Raw genomic sequence first — 20,709 nt, forward strand, 5'->3', positions numbered from 1 at the left:
ATGCGCGCCACCGTGAACGGCACCGTCGTCGCCGAGGCCCCCGAGTCCGACCTGGTCCGGATCGAGGGCAACTGGTACTTCCCGCCGTCCGCGGTGGTCCCGGGAACGCTCACGGAGAGCCCGACCGCCTACACCTGCCCGTGGAAGGGCGCGGCCCAGTACTGGGACGTCGTCACCCCGTCCGGGACGACGTCGGACGGCGCCTGGAGCTACCCCGACCTCAAGCCGTCGGCCGTGGAGCGCGTGGGCACCGACTTCGCCGGCTACGTCGCCTTCTCCCCCGGGGTCACCGTCGGCGACTGACCCGATCAGCCACACCTGACGGACGGGGCGGGCAGCCCTCGGCAGATAGTGCCCGCCCCGCCCATAGTTCTCACCCACTGTGACGGCACGATCACGACTCTCCGTGAACGAGTTCCGTCACTTCACGCCTCCGATGCGTGACTCTCAACGGGTGAGCCTCCCCGCCAACGAGACGCCGCGGCAGCCCGCCGGCACTCCCGACGCGGCGGCCCGGCAGCGCATGCGTGCCATCGACACGCTCCTCGCCGACCGCGGCCAGCTGTTCCAGGCCCTCTTCCTGTCCGCGCCGATCGCCAAGGCGCTGGTCGACCTCGACGGTCACGTGCTCGTCGCCAACCCGGTGATGTGCGCGCTCACCGGCCGCAGCGCCGACGAGCTCGCCGGCCGGCACATCGACCTGCTGGCCCACCCCGACGACCCGCCGGTCGGTGACCTCGGCCTGCTCCCGCCCCCCGGTGAGCCCGACCTCGACCCCAACCTGCTCCTCGACGGCGAGCGCCGCTTGCGCCGCTCCGACGGCACGGAGCTGTGGGTCGTGCAGACGCACGAGATCGTCCGGCGCAACAACGGCGAGCCGCAGTTCGTCGTCCTCTCGCTGGTCGACGTGACCGACCGCCGCCGGGCCGAGGACGACCTCGTCCGCCGGGCTTTCACCGACCCGCTGACCGGGCTGCCCAACCGCCGCGCGCTCGCCGACCGGCTGCGGCACGCCGTCGCGCTCTCGCGCCGCCGGGGCCTGCAGGTCGGCCTGGTGCACCTCAACATCGACCGGTTCCGCGCCGTCAACGACACCCTCGGCCACGAGGCCGGCGACATGCTGCTCAGCCAGGTCGCCGACCGGCTGCGCTGGAGCACCCGCGTCGAGGACACCGCCGTGCGCCTGGGGGCCGACGAGTTCCTCGTCGTCGCCGAGGACGTCGAGGACCTCGACGGCCTGCGCGGCATGGCCGAGCGACTGCTCAGCGTGCTCGACGAGCCCTTCGTCGTCCTCGACCGCGAGATCACCCTCTCGGCCAGCGTCGGCCTGACCCTCGGCTCCGACCTGACCCCCGACGACCTGCTCCGGCAGGCGCAGAGCGCGCTGAACCGGGCCAAGGCCGACGGCAGCCGCGCGCGCGTCGAGGTGCACGAGGGCGCGCTCAGCGACGACGACGTCGACGCCCTGCAGCTCGAGGTCGACCTGCGGCACGCCCTCGACAACGACGAGCTGCGGCTGTTCTACCAGCCGATCGTGCACCTGGCCGACGAGTCGCTGCTCGGCTACGAGGCGCTCATCCGCTGGCAGCACCCGACCCGCGGCCTGCTCCCTCCCGGCGCCTTCCTCGACGCCGCCGAGAACAACCGGCTCACCTCCAAGCTCGGCGCCTGGGTGCTCCACCGCGCCTGCAACGACGCGGTGACCTGGCCCGAGGACCTCCGCGTCCACGTCAACGTCTCGGCGCGGCACCTGGCCGAGGAGGGGTTCAGCGAGCTGGTCGCCGCCGCGCTCGAGGAGTCCGGTCTGGAGCCCTCCCGGCTCGAGCTGGAGATCACCGAGTCGACGGCGCTGTTCGCCGCAGAGGCCACGCTGCACTCGGTCGCCGTCGTCACCGATCAGGGCGTGACCCTCGCGCTGGACGACTTCGGCACCGGCTACTCGGCGATCACCGCGCTGCACCGGCTGCCCATCCACACGCTCAAGATCGACCGCTCGTTCGTCGCCGACGTCGTCGCCGAGCCCGCGACCGCCGCGCTCGTGCAGGGCCTGCTGCAGCTCGGCCGCGGCATGGGCCTGCAGGTCATCGCCGAGGGCATCGAGGACCTGGACCAGGCCGCCTGGCTGCTCGACCACGGGTGCGCCATGGCCCAGGGCTACGCCTTCGGCCGCCCCGCCCCCCTGCCCGGCCCGGCGGCCGTGCTGATCGGCGAGGTCACCCAGGAGCCGGCCGAGGACGTCGCCGGCGCACTGCTCCCCGACGCGCTGGAGACCCCGATCGTGCCTCCGCAGCGCACCGCGGAACTCGAGCCCCCGCGCCGGGTCGTGCTGGCCACCGACGACACCGGGAAGTTCGGGCTGTTCGACCAGTTCGCCGACGAGCCCGACGAGTACTAGGGGCGCGGGAGGGCGAGCGGCACCGGGCGCTTCGGCGCCCGCCCGTCGCCGGAGGAGGTGCCGCGCAGCCGCCGGCCGATCCACGGTCCGACGTAGCCGCGCACCCACGCGGCCTCCTCGGCGACCGCCGCCCGGAGCGCCCGCCGCGGCGCCGGAGGCAGCGGCGTCCGCCAGTCGTCGTCGCCGGTCGGCACCCCGAGCGTGGTGGCCGCGGCCAGGGCCATGCGGCGGTGGCCCTCGGCGGTGAGGTGGATGCGGTCGGCGTCCCAGAGACGCGCGTCCTGGATCCAGCCCGCGCCCCACTGGTCGAGGACGGCGGCGCCGGTGCGCGCGGCGGCCGACCAGATCGCGGCGGTGAAGACGGCGGTCTTCGGGCGCGCCCGGCGCAGGATCGGGGTGGTGCGGGTGTCGACGCCGGTGGACAGCAGCACGTCGGCCCCGGCCTCGCGGAACCGGACGACGACGGCCTCGAGGGTGGCGGCGAGCTCGTCGGGATCGGCGCCGGGGCGCATCAGGTCGTTGCCGCCGGCGACGATGCTGACCAGGTCCGGGGCGGCCGCCAGCGCGACGGGCACCTGCTCGGCGACCACCTGGCGCAGCAGCCGGCCGCGGATCGCCAGGTTGGCGTACTCGACGTCGCCCTCGGTGGCGGCGGCCAGGTGCCCGGCGAGCCGGTCGGCCCAGCCGCGGAACTCCCCGGGGCGGGACGGGTCGGCGTCGTTCAGTCCCTCGGTGAACGAGTCGCCGAGCGCGATGTAGCGCTGCCAGGGAGCGGAGGAGGGCGTGAACTGCACGCCCCCCACTCCATCACGGCCGACCGGATGGTTGTCCGGTGAAACCACGTGCCGTGGACCACAGCTGCGGTGAACGGCGGGTAAGAACCCCGCGTCGGTCGCGTTGCTGGTCAGCGACGCGGCCGAACGCCGGTCACGATGCCCGCATGCGCATCGACGTCGCCGCCTCGCTCTCGCTCTCCTCCCCCGCCCCGGCGCCCGCGTTGCTGCAGGTCGCCGTGGCCGCGCCGCGGACCGAGCAGCTGACCGTGATCTCGGGCGGGATCGCACTGGAGCCCGAGGAGCTCGAGGTCGACGGCGCCCGCGTGCACCGCCTCGACCTCCGGGAGGGCGCGACGACGATCACCTACTCCGCGTCGGTCGAGGACGGCGGCACGCCCCGTCGGGTCACCCCCGCGGAGAGGGCGATCGCGCTGCGGCCGAGCCGGTACTGCCCCTCGGACCAGCTGGAGGGGTTCGCGCACTCGGAGTTCGACGCGACGATGCCGCGCACGGAGCTGGTGTCGGCCGTGGCGGCCTGGGTGCACCGGCGGCTGGTCTACACGTCGGGCTCCAGCCGGCCGGTGGACACCGCCGTCGACACCCTGCTGACCGGCCAGGGCGTGTGCCGCGACTACGCGCACCTGACCATCACGCTGCTGCGGGCGCTGGAGATCCCGGCCCGGCTGGTCGCCGTCTACGCGCCCGGGCTGGACCCGATGGACTTCCACGCCGTCGTCGAGGCCGACGTCGACGGCACCTGGTGCGTGGTCGACGCCACCCGGCTGGCCCCGACCCGCTCGCTGGTGCGCATCTGCGCCGGCCGGGACGCCGCCGACACCGCCTTCCTCACCACCCTCGGCCGGGTCGCGCGCTTCGACGGCATGACCGTCACCGCGACCACCGCCGGCGACCTGCCTGCTCCCGACGACGCCCCGTTCCCCCTGCCCTGACGGGCAGGTATTGCCATCTCGACCTGTCGACCTGTCGACGTGTCGCCGAGTCGGGAGGTCGACGGGTCGATCAGTCGCCGTCGCGCCAGGTCTCCAGCAGCCGCAGCCAGATCTCGCTGATCGTGGGATAGGACGGGACGGCGTGCCACAGCCGGGCGATCGGCACCTCGCCGACGACGGCGATCGTGGCCGCGTGCAGCAGCTCGGCGACGCCGGAGCCGACGAACGTGACGCCCAGCAGCACCTCCCGCTCGGTGTCGACGACGGCGATCGCGGTGCCGGTGTAGCCGTCGGCGAACAGCGAGGCCCCGGCGATGCTGCCGATCGGGTACTCGACCACCCGGTGCGGCAGCCCGTCGGCCTCCGCCTGCGCCGCGGTGCGCCCCACGCTGGCGACCTGCGGGGAGGTGAAGACCACCGACGGGGTGGCGGCGTGATCGGCGGTGGCGGCGGTGGCCGACCACGGGGCGCCGTCCACCTGCTCGCCGCGGGCCCGCGCGACGATCGCCGCCGCGGCCTGGCGGGCCTGGTACTTGCCCATGTGGGTCAGCAGCTTCCGGCCGTTGACGTCCCCGACCCCGTAGAGCCAGGGCTTCCCCTCGACCTGCAGGGTGTCGTCGACGGGCAGGTACTCCCCCGGCTCCAGGCCGACGGTGGTCAGGCCGAGGTCGGCGGTGCGGGCGGCGCGGCCGACGGCGACCAGCACCTCGTCGCCGCGGAACTCGTCGTCCCCCGCCGTCAGCACCACCTCGTCGCCCTCGCGCCGGGCGGCGGTGACGTCCACCCCGAACCGCACGTCCACACCGAGGTGGCCCAGAGCGGCGGCGACCGCCTCACCGGCCTGCGGCTCGGCCGCGGGCAGCAACCGCGGCCCGCGCTGGAGCAGCGTCACCTGCGCGCCGAGCGCCTGCCAGGCGGTGGCCATCTCGCAGCCGACGTAGCCGCCACCGAGGACCAGCAGCCGGCGCGGCGCCGCCTTCGCGCTGGTGGACTCGCGCGGCCCCCAGGGTCGGACGTCGGCCAGGCCCTCCACCGGCGGCAGCTTCCCCACCGACCCGGTGCACACCACGACGGCGGAGCGGGCGGTCAGCCGCACCTCGTTCCCCTCGGCGTCGGTGACGACGACGGTGCGCTCGCCGGCGAGCCGCCCGGTGCCGCGGACCAGGTCGATGCCGGCGCCCTTCACCCAGCCGACCTGGCTCGAGTCGTCCCAGTGGTGGGTGAAGGAGTCCCGACGGGCCAGGGTGGCCGCGACGTCCTGCTCGCCGGTCACCGCCTGCGCCGCGCCGTCGACCGCCCGGGCCTCGGCCAGCGCCTCGGTCCCGCGCAGCAGCGCCTTGCTGGGCATGCACGCCCAGTACGAGCACTCGCCGCCGACCAGCTCGCTCTCGACCAGGACGGCGGACAGCCCGCCCTTGACGACGACGTCGGCGACGTTCTCGCCGGTCGACCCGGCTCCGAGGACGACGACGTCGTAGGTGCGCTCTTCCGGTGCGGTCACGGGGTCGATCGTCGTCGTGTGATCGACTTGTCGCCATGCCGGTCGATGCCGCAGGGTTCGCCGCCGCGCTGGGCTCGTACGCCGCGGGGGTGTGCCTGCTGACCGTGCGCGACGGCATCGACGACGTCGGGACGACGGTCAGCTCGGTGATGAGCGTGTCGGCCCGCCCGCCGCTGGTCGGCGTGGCCCTGACCTCGGCGGGCTACCCCGCCGAGGTGCTCGAGGAGGTCGGCAGCTGCGCGCTCACCGTGCTCGCGGCGCCGCACGCCATCGTCGCCTCCCGGTTCTCCTCGGCCGGGCGGCCCAGCGCCCGGCACCTGCTGGAGACGGTTCCGTGGAACCGCGCGCCGGCGAGCGGGGCGATCGTCCTGGCCGGCGGGCTGACCGCGCTGGACTGCCGGCTGGAGCGGCTGGTCGAGGCCGGCGACCACGTGCTCGCGCTGCTCGAGGTCGTCGACGTGCTGCCCGGCGACCCCGCGGCCGTGCCGCTGCTGCGGCACCGCGGCCGCTACGTCGATCCGTCGGGCTCGGCTGCCGGCAGGGGCTGACCGGGCGCGGCAGACTGCCGATGTCACATCCCGGGCCCGGGCGGTGCTTCCTGGGCATGGACCTCGTGCGGCACCTCCCACCCGGAGCGGCGGTACCGGCGTTCGCCGTGGCACTGCCCGCCGGTGTGGTTCCGCGGATCGGAGGGCAGCGCGTGCCGGCTACCGGAACCCCCGGCGGGCTCCGCCCGGACCTCGACGGCGTCTTCCGCCGCGAGTACCCGCGCGTCGTCGCCGTGGCCGCCCGCGTGCTGGGTTCCCGCGACTCGGCCGAGGACGTCGCCCAGGAGGTGTTCCTCGCCTTCAACCGCTCGGCGGTGCCGGCCGGCGAGGCGGCCGGCTGGCTGTCGGTCGCCGCGGCCCACACCGCGCTGAACCTGATCCGCTCGGGCCGCCGCCGGGCCGCCCACGAGAGGACAGCCGCCGCACGCGGCCTCCCGGTCGTCCCCGACGTCGCCGACGACGTCGTGACGCTGGAGGAGCGCGGCCGCGTGCGCGCCGCGCTCGGCCGGCTGCCCCGCAAGCAGGCCGTCGCCCTGGTGCTCCGGCACAGCGGGCTGAGCTACGCCGAGGTCGCGGCGGCCCTGGACCTGTCCCCCGGCAGCGTCGGCACCACCGTGCGACGCGCCGAATCCGCCCTGCGCGAGGAGTTGACCCGTCATGCGTCATCCCACTGACGGCGTGCTGCGCCGGCTGATCGACGAGCCGGCCGGTGTCGCCGAGACCGACCGCCGGCACGTCGCCGGCTGCCCGCAGTGCCTGGCCGCCCTGGCCGCCACCCGGGAGGACGCGGCGCTGGTCGGCGCCGCGCTGTCCGCCGACGCCGAGGTGGACGTGCCCGCCGCCTGGACGCGGCTCTCCACCGCAGCGGCCGGCTCCACCTCCCCGGCGCGGGACCGGATCCCGGCGCGCCGGGGCAGGCTCGGCGACCTCGTCCGCCGTCCGGCCGCGGCCGCCCTCGCCGTCGGCGTCGTCCTCGCCGGGGCCGGCACCGCGGCCGCGAACGACTGGCTGCCGATCTTCCGGACCGAGGAGGTCGCGGCCGTGGGCCTGCGCAGCGCCGATCTGCTGGCGCTGCCGGACCTGGCGGCCTACGGCGACGTGGAGCTCACCGGCGACGGCGACCTGCGCTCGGTGCCCGACGCCGAGACCGCCGCGACGGAGAGCGGACTGGACGTGCCGGAGGTGGACGCGCTGCCGGCCGGGGTCACCGGGGGGCCCGTCTACCAGGTGGGCGGCCAGGTGACGGCGACCTTCACCTTCTCCGCCGAGCGGGCCGCCCGGGCCGCCGCGGAGGCCGGCGAGGCGCTGCCGACTCCGCCGCCGGGCCTGGACGGCAGCTCGGTGCGGCTGGTGGCGGGGCCCGGCGTGGCCCAGGTGTGGACCACCACGACCGGTGCGCCGGGGCTGATCGTGGGCCGCGCCGTCGCGCCGACCGCCTTCTCGTCGGGCATCCCGTTCGAGACGGTCCGCGACTACCTGCTCTCCCTCCCCGGCCTGCCCGACGACGTCGCGGCCCAGCTCCGCGCGTTCACCGCGGACGGGAGCACGCTGCCGCTGCCGGTGCCCTCGGACTACGTCACCACCTCGACCGAGGACGTCGACGGCGAGCGGGCCACGGTGCTGGCGACCCGCGACCGCATGCTGGCCGCCGTCGTCTGGGTCGCCGACGGCGAGCTGACCGTCGTCGCCGGGCCGCTGGACACCGACGAGGTGCTCACCGTGGCCCGGGGGCTCCGCTGAGCGCCGGGAACGCCGCCCTCCGGGACGCCGCACGGCTGGTCGCCGACCTGCCCCCGCCGCCCGCGGTGTGGTGCACCGGGCTGCGGAAGCGCTACGGGAAGCGCACCGCCGTCGACGGGGTGTCGCTGGAGGTGGGCCGCGGCGAGGTCGTCGGCCTGCTCGGGCCCAACGGCGCCGGCAAGACGACCGTCATCAAGATGCTGCTCGGCCTGGTGCGCCCCGACGCGGGCGAGGTGATGCTGCTCGGCCGGCCGGCCACCGAACCGGCCGCACGGGCCCGCGTCGGCTATCTGCCCGAGCTGTTCCGCTACCAGCCGTGGCTCAGCGCCACCGAGGTGCTGGAACTGCACGTCCGGCTCTCCGGCACGGACATGCCGGCCGAGGAGCGGCGCGATGCGCTGGCGCTGGTCGGGCTGGCCGACCGCGCCGGTGATCGGGTGGGCGGCTTCTCCAAGGGGATGCAGCAGCGGCTCGGCCTCGCCGTGGCGCTGGTCGCGCGGCCCGAGTGCGTCGTCCTGGACGAGCCGACCAGCGCCCTGGACCCGCTGGGCCGGGTCGACGTGCGCGACATCGTGCTGTCCCTGAAGGCGCGCGGCATCGCGGTGCTGCTCAACTCGCACCTGATCGGCGAGGTCGAGCGGGTCTGCGACCGGGTGGTCATCCTCGACCGCGGCCGGGTGGCCGCGTCCGGCTCGCTGCTGGAACTGCTCGGCCAGCACGAGGTGCGCCTGCGTCTCACCGGCGTGCCCCCGGCCGCCGAGAGCCGGCTGGCGACGGCGGGGCCGGTGCACCGGGAGGGCGAGTGGTTCACCGTGGCGCTGCCGGTGGACGACGCGGCGACGGTGCCCGACCTGGTCGCGGACCTCGCCGCGCTCGGCGTGCGGGTGCACGCGGTCGAACCGGGCCGGATCAGCCTCGAGGAACGACTGCTGGGCATCCTGCGCGACGGCTCGGAGGAGCGGCCGTGACCCGCGTCGTCCTCACCGTCGCCGGGCTGACCCTGCGCGAGGCGGCCCGGCGGCGGGTGCTGCTCGCGCTCGCCGTCCTCACCCTGGTGCTGATCGCGGTCAGCGGCTGGGGCTTCTCCCGGTTCGCGGCGGGGACCGGCGGCACGCTGACCAGCGGCGAAGCCCGGCTGACCGCCTCGATCCTGCTGAACCTGGTCATGTTCGGCTACAGCCTCATCGCCGCGCTGGGCACCGCGTTCCTGGCCGGCCCGACGCTGGCCGGCGAGACGGAGTCGGGCATCGCGCTGGCGGTGCTGGCCCGCCCGATCCGGCGCTCGGCCTTCCTGCTCGGCAAGTGGCTGGGGCTGGTCACCTTCGGCGCCGGCTTCGTCGTCCTCGCGGGCCTGGCGCAGATCGTCGTCGTCCGGCTGACCGTGGACTACTGGCCGCCCTCGCCGGTGACTGCGCTCGGGCTGCTCGCGGCCCAGACGACGGTGCTGCTCACCCTCGCCGTGCTGCTCTCCACCGTCATCTCGCCGATGGCGTCGGGCGTGGTAGCGGTCGGCCTGTTCTGCACCACCTGGGTGGCCGGGGTCGTCGGCGGCATCGGTGCCGCGCTGGGCAACGACGCCGTCGCCCGGGTGGGCGCGGTGTCACGGGTGCTGCTGCCCACCGACGGGCTGTGGCGCGGGGCGATGCACGCGTTCCAGGACCCGTCGGCGCTGCTGCAGTTCGGCGGGGCCGACGGGGAGGCGTTCCCGTTCCTCAGCGTCGCCCCGCTGACCTGGGCCTACCTCGGCTGGGCCGTGGTGTGGGTGGCGATGGTGTGGGGGCTGGCCGCGGTCTCCTTCGTCCGCCGGGACCTCTGAGCGGTTCAGGCATAGGTACCTCTGCCTATGGAATCGGCGCCCCATCCGTAGGCATAGGTTCCTTTGCCCGGATGGGCGACTAGCGTCGGACGCGCTATGAGCGCTCTGCCTGCACCCTCCGAGTCCGCCCTGCGCCGCGCGCTGACCCGCGCCGAGCGCGGGGTCCCCCTCGACGCCGTCGAGGCCGAGACGCTGCTGCACGCCCGCGGCCTGGGCGAGGGCGAGCCGCTGGACCGGCTGCTCACCGCCGCCGCCCGGATGCGCGACGCCGGCCTGGCGTCGGCCGGGCGCCCCGGCGTGGTCACCTACAGCCGCAAGGTGTTCATCCCGCTCACCCACCTGTGCCGCGACCGCTGCCACTACTGCACGTTCGTGACGACGCCGGGTCAGCTCCGCGCCGAGGGCAAGGCGCCCTACCTCTCCCCCGACGAGGTGCTGGACATCGCCCGCGCGGGTGCGGCGATGGGCTGCAAGGAGGCGCTGTTCACCCTCGGCGACCGCCCCGAGGACCGCTGGCCGGTCGCCGCCGAGTGGCTCGAGGCGCACGGCTTCGACTCCACCCTGGGCTACCTGCGCGCCATGGCGATCCGGGTGCTCGAGGAGACCGGGCTGCTCCCCCACCTCAACCCCGGCGTCCTGTCGTGGGAGGAGATCCAGCGACTCAAGCCCGTGTCGGCGTCGATGGGCATGATGCTGGAGACGACGGCGACGCGGCTGTGGTCCGAGCCCGGCGGCCCGCACTTCGGCTCCCCGGACAAGGAGCCCGCGCTGCGGCTGCGCGTGCTCGAGGACGCCGGCCGCTCCGCCGTCCCCTTCACCACCGGCGTGCTGCTGGGCATCGGTGAGGACTACGCCGAGCGGGTCGACGCCGTCCGCGAGATCCGGGCCAGCGCGCAGCGGCACGGGCACGTGCAGGAGGTGATCGTCCAGAACTTCCGGGCGAAGCCGCGCACCGCGATGCAGGCCCACGACGACTTGGAGCTGCAGGAGTACGTCGCTGCCGTCGCCGTCACCCGGCTGCTGCTCGGCCCGAAGGCGCGGGTGCAGGCACCGCCGAACCTCAGCGACACCACCGAGCTCGCCCTGCTGCTGCGCGCCGGCGTCGACGACTGGGGTGGCGTCTCCCCGCTCACGCCCGACCACGTCAACCCCGAGCGGCCCTGGCCGAACATCGACAAGCTGGCCCGGCTGACCGCCGACGCCGGCTTCGAGCTGCGCGAGCGCCTCGCCGCCCAGCCGCCCTACGTGCGGCAGCCCGAGCCGTGGCTGGACCCGCGGGTGCGCCCGCACGTCGACGCGCTGGCCGGGCCGGACGGGCTCGCCGTCGAGGGCCGGCTGCCGGTCGGCCTGCCGTGGCAGGAGCCGGACGAGTCCTGGACCGCCTCGGGCCGGGTCGACCTGCACGTCGAGGTGGACACCGTCGGCCGGACCGGCGACCGGCGCAGCGACTTCGACGCCGTCTACGGCGACTGGTCGGAGCTGCGCGACCGGACCGAGAGCGCCCGCGACGGCCACTCCACCGCGCTGACCGTCGGCGACCCGGAGGTGCACGCCGCCCTGGCGCACGCCGAGGCCGACCCGGCCGGGCTGAGCGACGCCGAGTACCTCGCGCTGCTCGGCGCCGACGGCACCGACCTCGAGGCGCTGTGCGCCCTCGCCGACGCCGTCCGCAGGGACGTCAACGGCGACGACGTCACCTACGTCGTGAACCGGAACATCAACTTCACCAACGTCTGCTACACCGGCTGCCGGTTCTGCGCCTTCGCCCAGCGGCGCACCGACGCCGATGCGTACACGCTGTCGATGGAGCAGGTGGGCGACCGCGTCGACGAGGCGTGGGCCGCCGGCGCCACCGAGATCTGCATGCAGGGCGGCATCCATCCCGACCTGCCGGGCACCGCCTACTTCGACCTGGCCCGCGAGGTGAAGAAGCGCCGGCCCGGCATCCACCTGCACGCGTTCAGCCCGATGGAGATCGTCAACGGCGCGGCCCGCACCGGGCTGTCGTTCCGCGAGTTCCTCACCGCGCTCAAGGAGGCCGGGCTCGACTCGATCCCCGGCACGGCCGCGGAGATCCTCGACGACGACGTCCGGTGGGTGCTGACCAAGGGCAAGCTGCCGACGTCGGCCTGGCTGGAGATCATCGGCACCGCGCACGAGGTGGGCCTGCCGACGACGTCGACGATGATGTACGGCCACGTCGACACCCCGGCGCACTGGGTCGGGCACCTGCGCACCCTCAGCGCGCTGCAGGACCGCACCGGCGGCTTCAGCGAGTTCGTGCTGCTGCCGTTCGTGCACCACAACTCGCCGATCTACCTCGCCGGCGTCGCCCGCCCCGGCCCGACCGTCCGGGAGAACCGGGCCATCCACGCCGTCGCCCGGCTGCTGCTGCACGGCCGGATCCCCAACATCCAGACCTCGTGGGTGAAGCTGGCCGACGCCGGCACCAAGGCCGTGCTGCAGGGCGGTGCCAACGACCTCGGCGGCACGCTCATGGAGGAGACGATCAGCCGGATGGCCGGCAGCGAGAACGGCTCGCTGAAGACCATCGCCGAGCTGGAGGCCATGGCCGCCGCGATCGGCCGGCCGGCCCGTCAGCGGACGACGGAGTACGGCACGCCGTCGGCGGAGCGGATCGCCACCGCGCGCTCCGAGGAGGGCCGCGCGCGGCTCACGCTCCCGATCACCCCGCGCTGAGCCGCCGGGGCGGTCACCCCTCCGCGTCGACGAGGGGCCGGATCCGGAACACCGGGTGGTCGGCGGCGATCGGCTCGAAGGCCTCGACCGGCTCGTGCCGGTCGACCGTGATGTGCGCGCGGGCTCCCGGCGCCACCTCGAGGTAGCGCTTCAGGATCGGGGCGCGCTCCGCGACCGGGACCTCCTCCAGGCGGACGGCGGTCCGCGTGCCCCGGCGCAGCACCGCCGCGCCACCGGCAGCGCGCACGTTGTGCACCCAGTTGGCCCGTTCGCCCAGCATCGCCACCAGATAGCGCTCGCCGCCCAGGTCGGCGACGACCACCGGCACGGGGACCACCTGGCCGCTGCGCCGGCCGGCCACCTCCAGCGTGACCGCCCGCTCGACCGGCAGCCGGCCGCTGCCGAGCACCAGCGCATCGAACCGGTTGAGCACCCGGGCGACACCGTGCGGGCGGCCGTCCCGGTACATCCAGCGCCGCAACCGCCGGCGCGGCCCCGCGGCGGTCCAGGAGGCGAGCACGGCGTCAGACCTGCTTGGGCATGTGGCCGACGCCGAAGGCGTGCATGACCTTGTGCCCGAAGTCGGCGGTGGGGCCGAACATGCACGGGCAGCCGCCGTCGATGACCGTGACGCCGTGCGCTCGACCGAACGTCGTCGCCTCCTCGCTCACGCTGCCGGCGCCCGGCCCGCGGTGCATCCACACCCGGTCGATGCCGAGGTCCACGCAGTCGCGCATCGTCTCCTCGGCGTGGCCGGGGCTGGTGCCGATGACCACGGCCTCCACGCCGCCGGGCACCGCTTTCAGCTCCGGGTAGCAGGGGTCGCCCTCGACCTGGTCGGTCTGCGGGTTGATCGCGAAGACGGTGTAGCCACGGTCGCGCAACCGCTTGTAGACGACGTTGGCGCCGTGGTCCTTCGGCGACCGGGACACGCCCGTCACCGCGATGCGCTTGTGGCCGAGGAACTCCTCGGCGGCCTGCTTGACGGGGATCATGCGAACCTCCGGACGACATCGGGGTGGTGCTTCCGACGATGCCGGGCGCCCCGGACCGCTGCCACGACCCTTGGACCCGCGACCGGACCTCCCTTCGTCCTGCGCCCGGTCAGCCGCCTCCAGGGCAGGGAGGCGCTAGCGTCGGGCCGGACAACCATCGGCCCTGGGGGACGTCATGACCGCGCCGCACGACGACTGGCACCGCCCGCTGCGTCACGTCGCGGCCGACGACCTGTCCGGCGACACCGGCCAGACGCCGGGGATGAGCCGGAGCGAGGCGATCTCGGCGTCCACCGTCGGGTCGGAGCGGCTCTGGATGGGGCGGACGACGGTCGGTGCGGGCGCGTCGTCGGGCAACCACCACCACGGCGATTCCGAGACCGCGATCTACGTCGTCTCGGGGCACCCGGTCTTCGTGTTCGCCCGCGACGGCGAGGAGGTGCGGCTGACACCGGAGCCGGGCGACTACGTGTTCGTCCCGCCGTTCACGCCGCACCGCGAGGAGAACCCGGGCGCCGAGGAGGCCGTCGTCGTGATCGCCCGCAGCAGCCAGGAGGCGATCGTGGTGAACCTCCCCGGCGGGCTGACCGGCTGATCGCCGAGCGTCGCTAGCCTCGGCCCGTGGGTCTCTTCGGGAAGTTCGTGTACAGCGACGGGCGGTGGACCCGCAGCGCCCCGACGGCGGTGCCGTTCCTGCTGGTCGACGTGCACGACAGCGGGTTCGCCACGGTCGACCACCGCCGCGCCGACGCCGGCGGCGGCCGGTTCTTCCTGGGCTACGAACCGCGGTTCTACTTCGCCGAGGTCGACGCCTCCGACCCGGTCGACGTCGACGCCGAGGCCGAGGGCTTCGCCGCCTGGGCCAAGGAGGCTACGGGTGCGGAGCTGGACCCTGCCGAGGTGCTCGCGCTGCTGGCCTCGCCCAGCGGGGTGCCGCCCACCGACGAGGCGGTCGAGCTGACCGTGGACCGGCTGGCCGCGCTCGCCGGGCTGCCGCCGGTCGAGTGGCCCACCGAGGCCGACGGCTACGCCGGCTGATCGACACGCACGGGTGCATCCGCGCGCGTATGCGCAGGTCGCAGCGGCTGCATGCGGCATCATCCGCCGCATCGCGCGGCGAGGTGGCCGCGCCCGGGAGAGGAGCGCCGTGTCCGGCCCGAGTCGATTCACCCCGCGCAGCGTGTACCTCCACCTGGTCTGCCTGAGCATGCTGCTGGTCGGGATCTTCGCGACCGTCCAGCTGGTCCGGAGCGCGATGGCCATCGCCTATCCCGACCCCACCCCGTCCTTCAGTTGGACGGCGTACACGCCCATGGACATGCTGAGCGGGGATCAGCAGCTGGAGCTGCAGACGGACGTGCAGCGGCGGGACGCGATCCGCGACGCCGTGGCGGCGGGGACGGCACTGCTCCTGGCGGGCGGCATCTACGCCCTGCACTGGCGCCGCGCGCAGGCGGAGCGGGCGGCCCCGGCCTCGACCGAGGTGCCGGCCGCTCCGCCGGCTCCCTGACTCCCGCGCGTCGACCCGGCGCGGAGGTGCTGATCGACGTCGGGGCGTGAGGCCTTCCCCTCGCACCTAGGGTCGGGCCATGACCACTGACGCACCCATCGACCTGCACGCACTCGCCGGCGAACTGCTGGAGAAGGCGACCTCGGAGCACGCCGGCCGGGCTGCCCGGACGCTGCCGCACCCGGTCGACGGACTGCGTCAGACGGTCATAGCCCTGCGCGCCGACGCCGAGCTGAGCGAGCACGAGAGCCCCGGGCCGGCCACGATCCTGGTCATCCGCGGGCGCGTGCGGCTGGTCGCCGACGACGAGACGGTGAGCCTCGCGGCGCACCAGATCAGCCCGATCCCGAACCGCAGGCACAGCCTGCACGCGGACGAGGACAGCGTCGTGCTGCTCAGCGTCTGCGTCCCGGACCGGGCGCCGCAGGCCGACTGAGCCACTGTCGGCAGGAGGGCCGAGTCAGACGCGACGCCGCTGGCGGCTGCGCAGCAGCCCGTAGCCGGTGAGCACCAGCGCCACGAAGACGATCCCGATGCCGGTCACGAGGCCGGCGGACAGGAGCTGCGCGCTGCTCTCGGTCTCCAGGCCCGGGCGGTCCGCGGCGACGAACACCTGCCCGTTCCCGGGGTTCTCCGGCGCGGGGCCGGTGGTCGGAGCCGCGGCCGTCGGCGGGGCGGCGTCCTCCTGCGGTTCGTCGGCGGGGACGACACGCGCCGCGGCCACGCCGGTCCCTGCGTCGGTCCCGTTCCCGGGTGCGGCTGCTGCCGACGGCTGCGCCTCGCCGGAGGGGCCGGCCGCAGGACCGGGAACGGACGTGGCCGTCGGCGCCCCGGAACTCGGCGCGTCGGGGCTGTTCGGCGTCGATGTCGGGGACGGCGCCGCCGAGGTGGTCGGGGCGGCCGGGGTCGTCGTCGGGGTCGGGTCGGTGACCTCCGGCTGCTCGACGGACGGGAGGGTGATCTCGATCCGCCAGGGCAGCGAGGTGTCGCCCCGTCCGGGCTCCATCGTCATGAGGAGCGGCGCGGGCTGACCGTCGACGGCGAACGACCACTCGCCCGGGCGGAACCAGCCGCTCCAGGCGCCTCGGCCGTCCTCGTCGGTGCGGGCGGAGGTGGCCGGGAAGCCGGGCCCGGTGAGCGTGACCTCCGTGCCCGCGACCGGCCCGTTGCCCGACAGCACCTGGATCTCGGCACGGGTGCGGTAGGTCGAGACGTTCGGGATGGTCCGGCTCGTCACGCACCCCTCGGGAGTCGGCGCGACGCACAGCTCGAGCGGGGCGATCTCGACGGCGGGCGTCAGCCCGACCGGCGCCGTCGCCTGGCGGACGGCGTAGGTGCCCACCGGCAGGACGACCGCGGCGCCCTCGATCTGCACGTCGTCGCCCGGCACGTCGGGGACGACCCGGATGGAGCAGCTACCGGCCGCGTCCGTGACGCACGGCGTGGTGGTCGGGTCGGCGCCGGGGCCGGTCAGCTCGAACTCGACGCCCGCCAGGTCCAAGTCGGCGGGCGCCGGGCCGTCGATCTGCAGGGCCAGCGTGGCCGAGCCGGTCGCCGGCGGCAGTGGCACGGCCGGCACGGACAGCTCGACCTCGCCTGCCCGCCACGTGTTCCCCCCCGGCGCGGCGGCGGTGAGCTCGACCGGGAGGTCGGCGGCGACGTAGGGCTCCGGGACGTCGACGGGCGTGAGCGTCCACGTCCCCGGCCGGAAGATCGGGGCGCGCAGCATGGTGGTGAAGGTCAGCTCGCCGGTGCGGCTGCTCCGCTCGACCCCGGCGTCCCACACCGCCGGGTTGCCGAGGAGGCCGGGGAAGCCCGGGCCGGTCAGCCGGTACCGCGCGTCGCGCACCGGGTCTCCGGTCGCCCGGTCGACGACACGGGCGGTGATCGTGTGCCGGTAGAGCGAGGCGTTGGGCACGGCCAGGTGCCCCGACCGTTCGGTCAGCCGGACGCCCCAGAAGCTGTGCCAGCAGTCGCAGATCGTGACCGTCGCGAGGGTGCCCGCCTTCGGCTGCAGCCCGGGCACCGGCTGGTCCGCGACCTGGGTGACCGTGTACGTGCCGGCGGGCAGGGACAGGCTCGCCGTGCCGCTGCCCGAGAGCTTCCCGTTCGAGGCCCAGCGGACGTCGCATTGACCCAGGGCCTGCGTGCGGCAGGTGCCCGTCGTCGTCGCGGACGCGAAGCGGATGGCGGCTCCGGAGAGCTGCAGCCCCAGGGGCGCCGTCCCCTGGACGTCGACGTCGACCTCGAGGTGCCGCACCGAGCCGAGGTTCGGCGCAGCGGAGGGCGCCGGGCCGGCGACCGCGGCCGGAGCCACCACCAGCCCCAGCGCGATCGCTGCGACCGCCAGCAGCGAACCGAGGGCGGCGCTCCGCCACCGGGAGCGAGGGGCTGCGGATCTGGGCGAGTGCGTCACGATGAGATCTCCGACGGTCTCGTGACGACCTTCGCCGCGAGCCGAAGCGGACTGTGTCCGAGTCCGAAACCCCTGGTCAGCGGCGAGCCCGGCGCCGCGCGGGACGTTCCGGGGCCGATTTCCCACGCGCCACCGCAGCCTTCAGCAGCCCCAGGCGTCCGCCCGGCGAGGTGGGGACGTGCCTCAGCCCAGGCCGAGGTCGCGGGCGATGAGCATCCGCTGCACCTCGGACGTCCCTTCGCCGATCTCCAGGATCTTGGCGTCGCGGTAGAACCGGCCGACCGGGAACTCGTTCATGAACCCGTACCCGCCGTGCACCTGGGTGGCGTAGCGGGCGTTGTCCATCGCCACCTCGGAGCTGTACAGCTTGGCGATCGACGCCTCGCGCTTGAACGGCTCGCCGCGCAGCATCTTCTCCGCCGCCCGGTAGTAGGCCAGCCGCGCGGTGGAGGCCCGCACCTCCATGTCGGCGATCATGAACTGGATCGCCTGGTTCTTGCCGATCGCCTGCCCGAACGCCTCGCGCTGCTGCGCGTACGTCACCGACTCGTCGACGCAGCCCTGGGCCAGGCCGACCGACAGCGCGGAGATGGCGATCCGTCCCTCGTCGAGGATCGAGAGGAACTGCGCGTAGCCGCGGCCCCGCTCCCCCACCAGGTTCTCGGCGGGCACACGGACGTCGGCGAACGACAGCTCCCGGGTGTCCGAGGCGTTCCAGCCGACCTTCGAGTACCGCTGGCCGACGACGAAGCCCGGCGTCCCCGACGGAACGAGGATCGCCGAGATCTCCTTGCCGCCGTCGGGCCGGGTGCCGGTGACCGCGGTGACCGTGACCAGCCCGGTCAGCTCGGTGCCGGCGTTGGTGATGAACGCCTTCGAGCCGTTGATCACCCAGTGGCCGTCCTCGAGCCGCGCCGTCGTGCGGGTGGCGCCGGCGTCCGAGCCGCCGCCGGGCTCGGTCAGCCCGAAGGCGCCGAGCATCTCCCCGGCGCACAGCCGGGGCAGCCACGCGCGCTTCTGCTCCTCGGTGCCGAACCGGAAGATCGGCATGGCTCCCAGCGAGACCCCCGCCTCCACGGTGATCGCCATGGACGAGTCGACCCGCGCCAACTCCTCGAGCGCCACGCACAGGTCGAAGTAGGTGCCGCCGGAGCCGCCGTACTCCTCCGGGAACGGCAGGCCGAACAGCCCCAGCTCGCCCATCTGCCGCACGATGTGGGCCGGGAACTCGTCACGCTCGTAGAACTCGCCGATCTGCGGGGCGATGACCTCGCGGGCGAACTCGCGCACCGTCGTCCGCAGCGCCTCGGTCTCGTCGCTGAGCCGGTAGTCCAGCATGTCAGTCCTCCTGCTCGGCGGCGGCCGGGGTCACCAGCGCCACCCGCTCGTCCAGCGCGACCGTCTGGCCGGCTGTCACGCCGAGCTCGGTCACCGTGCCCGCGATCGGGGCGGTGAGCACGTGCTCCATCTTCATCGCCTCGACGACGAGCAGCGGGGTCCCCGCCGCCACCTCGTCGCCGACGGACGCCTGCACCACGGTCACCGTGCCGGGCATCGGCGAGGTGACCGCGCCGTCCCCACCCACGCCCTCGACGTGCGCACCGAGCCGCTCGTGCTCGCGCAGCGCGGTCACCCGTCCGCCGGCGGCCAGCCAGACCGTGCCGCCGCTGTGCACCACGACGGCGGACGACGTCCGGCCGTCCAGCGTCACGCTCAGCCGGTCGCCGTGGCGGACGGCGCTCGCCGGCACCGGGGCGTCGTCCCCCACCGCGACCTGCGCGGCCCCCGAGCGCCCGCGCACCCGGACGGTCACCGGCTCGCCACCGGCGGCCTGCAGCCGGCGCACCGTCCAGGCCGGCTCGCCCAGCCGCCAGCCGTCGGGCACGTCCCACCGGTCGACGACGCCGCCGGCCGGTTCGGACTCCACGAGCAGCGCCAGCGCGGCCGCGGCGTAGACCTCAGCGGGCGGCGGCCCGGCCAGCGCGAGCGCCTCGCCCCGGCGCTCGATCAGCCCGGTGTCCAGCCGCCCGGCGACGACGTCGGGATCGTCCAGCAGCCGCTGGAGGAACCCGGCGTTGGTCGTCACCCCCAGGACGGCGGTGCGCCCGAGGGCGGCGACCAGCCGGGCGCGGGCGGTCTCCCGGGTCGGCGCCCAGGCCACGATCTTGGCCAGCATCGGGTCGTAGTCGGTGCCGACGACGGTGCCGACGGCGAGCGAGCTGTCCACCCGGATGCCCGGACCGTCGGCCTCGACCAGCCCGAGCACGGTCCCGGCCTGCGGCAGGAAACCGCGGGCGGGGTCCTCGGCGTAGAGCCGCGCCTCGATGGCGTGCCCGTCCAGGGAGACGTCGCTCTGGTCGATCGGCAACCGCTCCCCCGCTGCGACCCGGAGCTGCAGCTCCACCAGGTCCAGGCCGGTGATCGCCTCGGTGACCGGGTGCTCGACCTGCAGCCGGGTGTTCATCTCGAGGAAGAAGAAGTCACGCGGGCGGTCGGCGTCCACGATGAACTCCACCGTGCCGGCGCCGGTGTAGCCGACCGCCTTCGCCGCCTCGACCGCCGCCCGGCCCATCGACGCCCGCATGGCGGTGTCGAGCAGCGGGGAGGGCGCCTCCTCGATCACCTTCTGGTGCCGGCGCTGCAGCGAGCACTCGCGCTCGCCGAGGTGGATCACGTTCCCGTGCGCGTCCCCGAGCACCTGCACCTCGATGTGCCGGGAGTTGCCGACGTACCGCTCGACCAGCAGCGTGTCGTCGCCGAACGAGCCGCGCGCCTCGCGGCGGGCGGCGGCGATCGCCTCGGCCAGCTCGTCCTTGAACCGCACCACCCGCATGCCCTTGCCGCCGCCCCCGGCGCTCGGCTTGAGCAGCGCCGGGAAGCCCACCGCGACGGCGGCGTCGATCACCTGCGCGTCGGTCATGCCGGGCTCGGTCCGGCCCGGGACGACCGGCACCCCGGCGGCCGTCACGGTCTGCTTGGCGCGGATCTTGTCGGCCATCGCCTCGATCGCGGCGACCGGCGGGCCGATGAACACGATCCCGGCGTCCGCGCACGCCCGGGCGAACTCCACGTTCTCCGACAGGAACCCGTAGCCGGGGTGGATCGCCTGGGCGCCGGTCCGCACCGCGGCGTCGAGCACCCGCTCGATGGACAGGTAGCTCTGCGCGGCGGGCGCCGGCCCGAGGGCGACGGCGACGTCGGCCAGCCGGGTGTGCAGCGCGCCCGCGTCGGCGTCGCTGTGCACCGCGACCGAGCGGATGCCCAGCTCGCGGAGGGTCCGGATCACCCGGACGGCGATCTCACCCCGGTTCGCCACCAGCACGGTCCCGAACACCTACGCCACCGCCCTTTCCGGACTTCCT

General features: G+C 74.9%; 20 protein-coding genes. 13 read left to right on the top strand and 7 right to left on the bottom strand.

Features of this window, described 5'->3' with window-relative positions; genetic code table 11:
- Nucleotides 1-303 carry a DUF427 domain-containing protein gene (locus tag CRP29_RS00490; protein WP_097193127.1) on the top strand — a complete coding sequence of 101 codons (303 nt, stop codon included), beginning with the start codon at nt 1-3 and terminating at the stop codon, nt 301-303.
- A 151-nt stretch (nt 304-454) separates the two neighbouring features.
- Nucleotides 455-2,395 (top strand): putative bifunctional diguanylate cyclase/phosphodiesterase, encoded by a 1,941-nt coding sequence (locus tag CRP29_RS00495; protein WP_245852224.1) that lies wholly within the window; start codon nt 455-457, stop codon nt 2,393-2,395.
- On the opposite strand, the gene CRP29_RS00500 is transcribed toward CRP29_RS00495, so the two are convergent.
- The gene (locus tag CRP29_RS00500; protein WP_097193128.1) at nt 2,392-3,189 is read right to left on the bottom strand and encodes an SGNH/GDSL hydrolase family protein; all 798 of its coding nucleotides are present in this window, start codon (nt 3,187-3,189) and stop codon (nt 2,392-2,394) included. The genes CRP29_RS00495 and CRP29_RS00500 overlap by 4 nt on opposite strands.
- Before the next feature lie 146 nt (nt 3,190-3,335).
- Here CRP29_RS00500 and CRP29_RS00505 point away from each other — a divergent pair, with 146 nt between their 5' ends.
- Entirely contained in the window at nt 3,336-4,121 is a 786-nt protein-coding gene (locus CRP29_RS00505; protein ID WP_097193129.1) for a transglutaminase-like domain-containing protein, read from the top strand.
- Between the two features lie 70 nt (nt 4,122-4,191).
- Here the strand turns inward: CRP29_RS00505 and CRP29_RS00510 are convergent, their stop codons facing one another.
- Complete coding sequence (locus CRP29_RS00510) at nt 4,192-5,622, bottom strand: dihydrolipoyl dehydrogenase family protein (RefSeq protein ID WP_097193130.1); 1,431 nt, start codon at nt 5,620-5,622, stop codon at nt 4,192-4,194.
- A gap of 35 nt (nt 5,623-5,657) precedes the next feature.
- Between CRP29_RS00510 and CRP29_RS00515 the strand changes: the two genes are divergently transcribed.
- The 6 genes from CRP29_RS00515 (at nt 5,658) to CRP29_RS00540 (ending at nt 12,426) form a co-directional block, all read left to right on the top strand.
- The gene (locus CRP29_RS00515) at nt 5,658-6,170 is read left to right on the top strand and encodes a flavin reductase family protein (RefSeq protein WP_097193131.1); all 513 of its coding nucleotides are present in this window, start codon (nt 5,658-5,660) and stop codon (nt 6,168-6,170) included.
- A 152-nt stretch (nt 6,171-6,322) separates the two neighbouring features.
- The gene (locus tag CRP29_RS00520) at nt 6,323-6,844 is read left to right on the top strand and encodes a sigma-70 family RNA polymerase sigma factor (protein WP_245852227.1); all 522 of its coding nucleotides are present in this window, start codon (nt 6,323-6,325) and stop codon (nt 6,842-6,844) included.
- Nucleotides 6,828-7,910 (top strand): hypothetical protein, encoded by a 1,083-nt coding sequence (locus CRP29_RS00525; RefSeq protein ID WP_097193133.1) that lies wholly within the window; start codon nt 6,828-6,830, stop codon nt 7,908-7,910. The genes CRP29_RS00520 and CRP29_RS00525 overlap by 17 nt, the downstream gene beginning before the upstream one ends.
- A gap of 65 nt (nt 7,911-7,975) precedes the next feature.
- A complete protein-coding gene (locus tag CRP29_RS00530; protein WP_245852229.1) occupies nt 7,976-8,878 on the top strand; it encodes an ABC transporter ATP-binding protein in 903 nt (300 codons plus the stop codon).
- Nucleotides 8,875-9,726: an ABC transporter permease subunit gene (locus CRP29_RS00535; protein WP_097193134.1), complete on the top strand. Its 852-nt coding sequence runs from the start codon at nt 8,875-8,877 to the stop codon at nt 9,724-9,726. The genes CRP29_RS00530 and CRP29_RS00535 overlap by 4 nt, the downstream gene beginning before the upstream one ends.
- Nucleotides 9,727-9,822: 96 nt before the next feature.
- Nucleotides 9,823-12,426, top strand: coding sequence for a bifunctional FO biosynthesis protein CofGH (locus tag CRP29_RS00540; RefSeq protein ID WP_097193135.1), 2,604 nt, complete (start codon nt 9,823-9,825; stop codon nt 12,424-12,426).
- Nucleotides 12,427-12,439: 13 nt separating this feature from the next.
- On the opposite strand, the gene CRP29_RS00545 is transcribed toward CRP29_RS00540, so the two are convergent.
- Nucleotides 12,440-12,946, bottom strand: a complete 507-nt coding sequence (locus CRP29_RS00545; RefSeq protein WP_217991410.1) for a nitroreductase family deazaflavin-dependent oxidoreductase — start codon at nt 12,944-12,946, stop codon at nt 12,440-12,442.
- Between the two features lie 4 nt (nt 12,947-12,950).
- A complete protein-coding gene (locus tag CRP29_RS00550; protein ID WP_097193136.1) occupies nt 12,951-13,421 on the bottom strand; it encodes a CoA-binding protein in 471 nt (156 codons plus the stop codon).
- Between the two features lie 175 nt (nt 13,422-13,596).
- On the opposite strand from CRP29_RS00550, the gene CRP29_RS00555 reads away from it, so the two are divergent.
- The 4 genes from CRP29_RS00555 (at nt 13,597) to CRP29_RS00570 (ending at nt 15,367) form a co-directional block, all read left to right on the top strand.
- Entirely contained in the window at nt 13,597-14,016 is a 420-nt protein-coding gene (locus tag CRP29_RS00555) for a cupin domain-containing protein (RefSeq protein WP_097193137.1), read from the top strand.
- Nucleotides 14,017-14,042: 26 nt separating this feature from the next.
- Nucleotides 14,043-14,459 (top strand): hypothetical protein, encoded by a 417-nt coding sequence (locus tag CRP29_RS00560; protein WP_097193138.1) that lies wholly within the window; start codon nt 14,043-14,045, stop codon nt 14,457-14,459.
- Between the two features lie 109 nt (nt 14,460-14,568).
- The gene (locus CRP29_RS00565; protein ID WP_097193139.1) at nt 14,569-14,931 is read left to right on the top strand and encodes a hypothetical protein; all 363 of its coding nucleotides are present in this window, start codon (nt 14,569-14,571) and stop codon (nt 14,929-14,931) included.
- 79 nt (nt 14,932-15,010) lie between these two features.
- Entirely contained in the window at nt 15,011-15,367 is a 357-nt protein-coding gene (locus CRP29_RS00570) for a cupin domain-containing protein (protein ID WP_097193140.1), read from the top strand.
- A 24-nt stretch (nt 15,368-15,391) separates the two neighbouring features.
- On the opposite strand, the gene CRP29_RS00575 is transcribed toward CRP29_RS00570, so the two are convergent.
- From CRP29_RS00575 to CRP29_RS00585, 3 genes are all read right to left on the bottom strand, one after another.
- Nucleotides 15,392-17,347 (bottom strand): MSCRAMM family protein, encoded by a 1,956-nt coding sequence (locus CRP29_RS00575; RefSeq protein ID WP_097193141.1) that lies wholly within the window; start codon nt 17,345-17,347, stop codon nt 15,392-15,394.
- 183 nt (nt 17,348-17,530) lie between these two features.
- Nucleotides 17,531-18,685 carry an acyl-CoA dehydrogenase family protein gene (locus CRP29_RS00580; protein ID WP_097193142.1) on the bottom strand — a complete coding sequence of 385 codons (1,155 nt, stop codon included), beginning with the start codon at nt 18,683-18,685 and terminating at the stop codon, nt 17,531-17,533.
- Nucleotide 18,686: 1 nt separating this feature from the next.
- Complete coding sequence (locus tag CRP29_RS00585; RefSeq protein WP_097193143.1) at nt 18,687-20,681, bottom strand: ATP-binding protein; 1,995 nt, start codon at nt 20,679-20,681, stop codon at nt 18,687-18,689.
- Between the last annotated feature and the right edge of the window lie 28 nt (nt 20,682-20,709).

The sequence above is a fragment of the Blastococcus aggregatus genome, assembly GCF_900221005.1.
GTDB classification, from domain to species: domain Bacteria; phylum Actinomycetota; class Actinomycetes; order Mycobacteriales; family Geodermatophilaceae; genus Blastococcus; species Blastococcus aggregatus.

What these genes read in the sequence shown, in the direction of transcription:
- CRP29_RS00490 (WP_097193127.1), top strand. Translation starts at nt 1, where the DNA reads ATGCGCGCCACCGTGAACGGCACCGTCGTCGCCGAGGCCCCCGAGTCC.
- CRP29_RS00505 (WP_097193129.1), top strand. Translation starts at nt 3,336, where the DNA reads ATGCGCATCGACGTCGCCGCCTCGCTCTCGCTCTCCTCCCCCGCCCCG.
- CRP29_RS00515 (WP_097193131.1), top strand. Translation starts at nt 5,658, where the DNA reads ATGCCGGTCGATGCCGCAGGGTTCGCCGCCGCGCTGGGCTCGTACGCC.
- CRP29_RS00525 (WP_097193133.1), top strand. Translation starts at nt 6,828, where the DNA reads ATGCGTCATCCCACTGACGGCGTGCTGCGCCGGCTGATCGACGAGCCG.
- CRP29_RS00540 (WP_097193135.1), top strand. Translation starts at nt 9,823, where the DNA reads ATGAGCGCTCTGCCTGCACCCTCCGAGTCCGCCCTGCGCCGCGCGCTG.
- CRP29_RS00550 (WP_097193136.1), bottom strand. Translation starts at nt 13,421, where the DNA reads ATGATCCCCGTCAAGCAGGCCGCCGAGGAGTTCCTCGGCCACAAGCGC.
- CRP29_RS00555 (WP_097193137.1), top strand. Translation starts at nt 13,597, where the DNA reads ATGACCGCGCCGCACGACGACTGGCACCGCCCGCTGCGTCACGTCGCG.
- CRP29_RS00570 (WP_097193140.1), top strand. Translation starts at nt 15,011, where the DNA reads ATGACCACTGACGCACCCATCGACCTGCACGCACTCGCCGGCGAACTG.
- CRP29_RS00580 (WP_097193142.1), bottom strand. Translation starts at nt 18,685, where the DNA reads ATGCTGGACTACCGGCTCAGCGACGAGACCGAGGCGCTGCGGACGACG.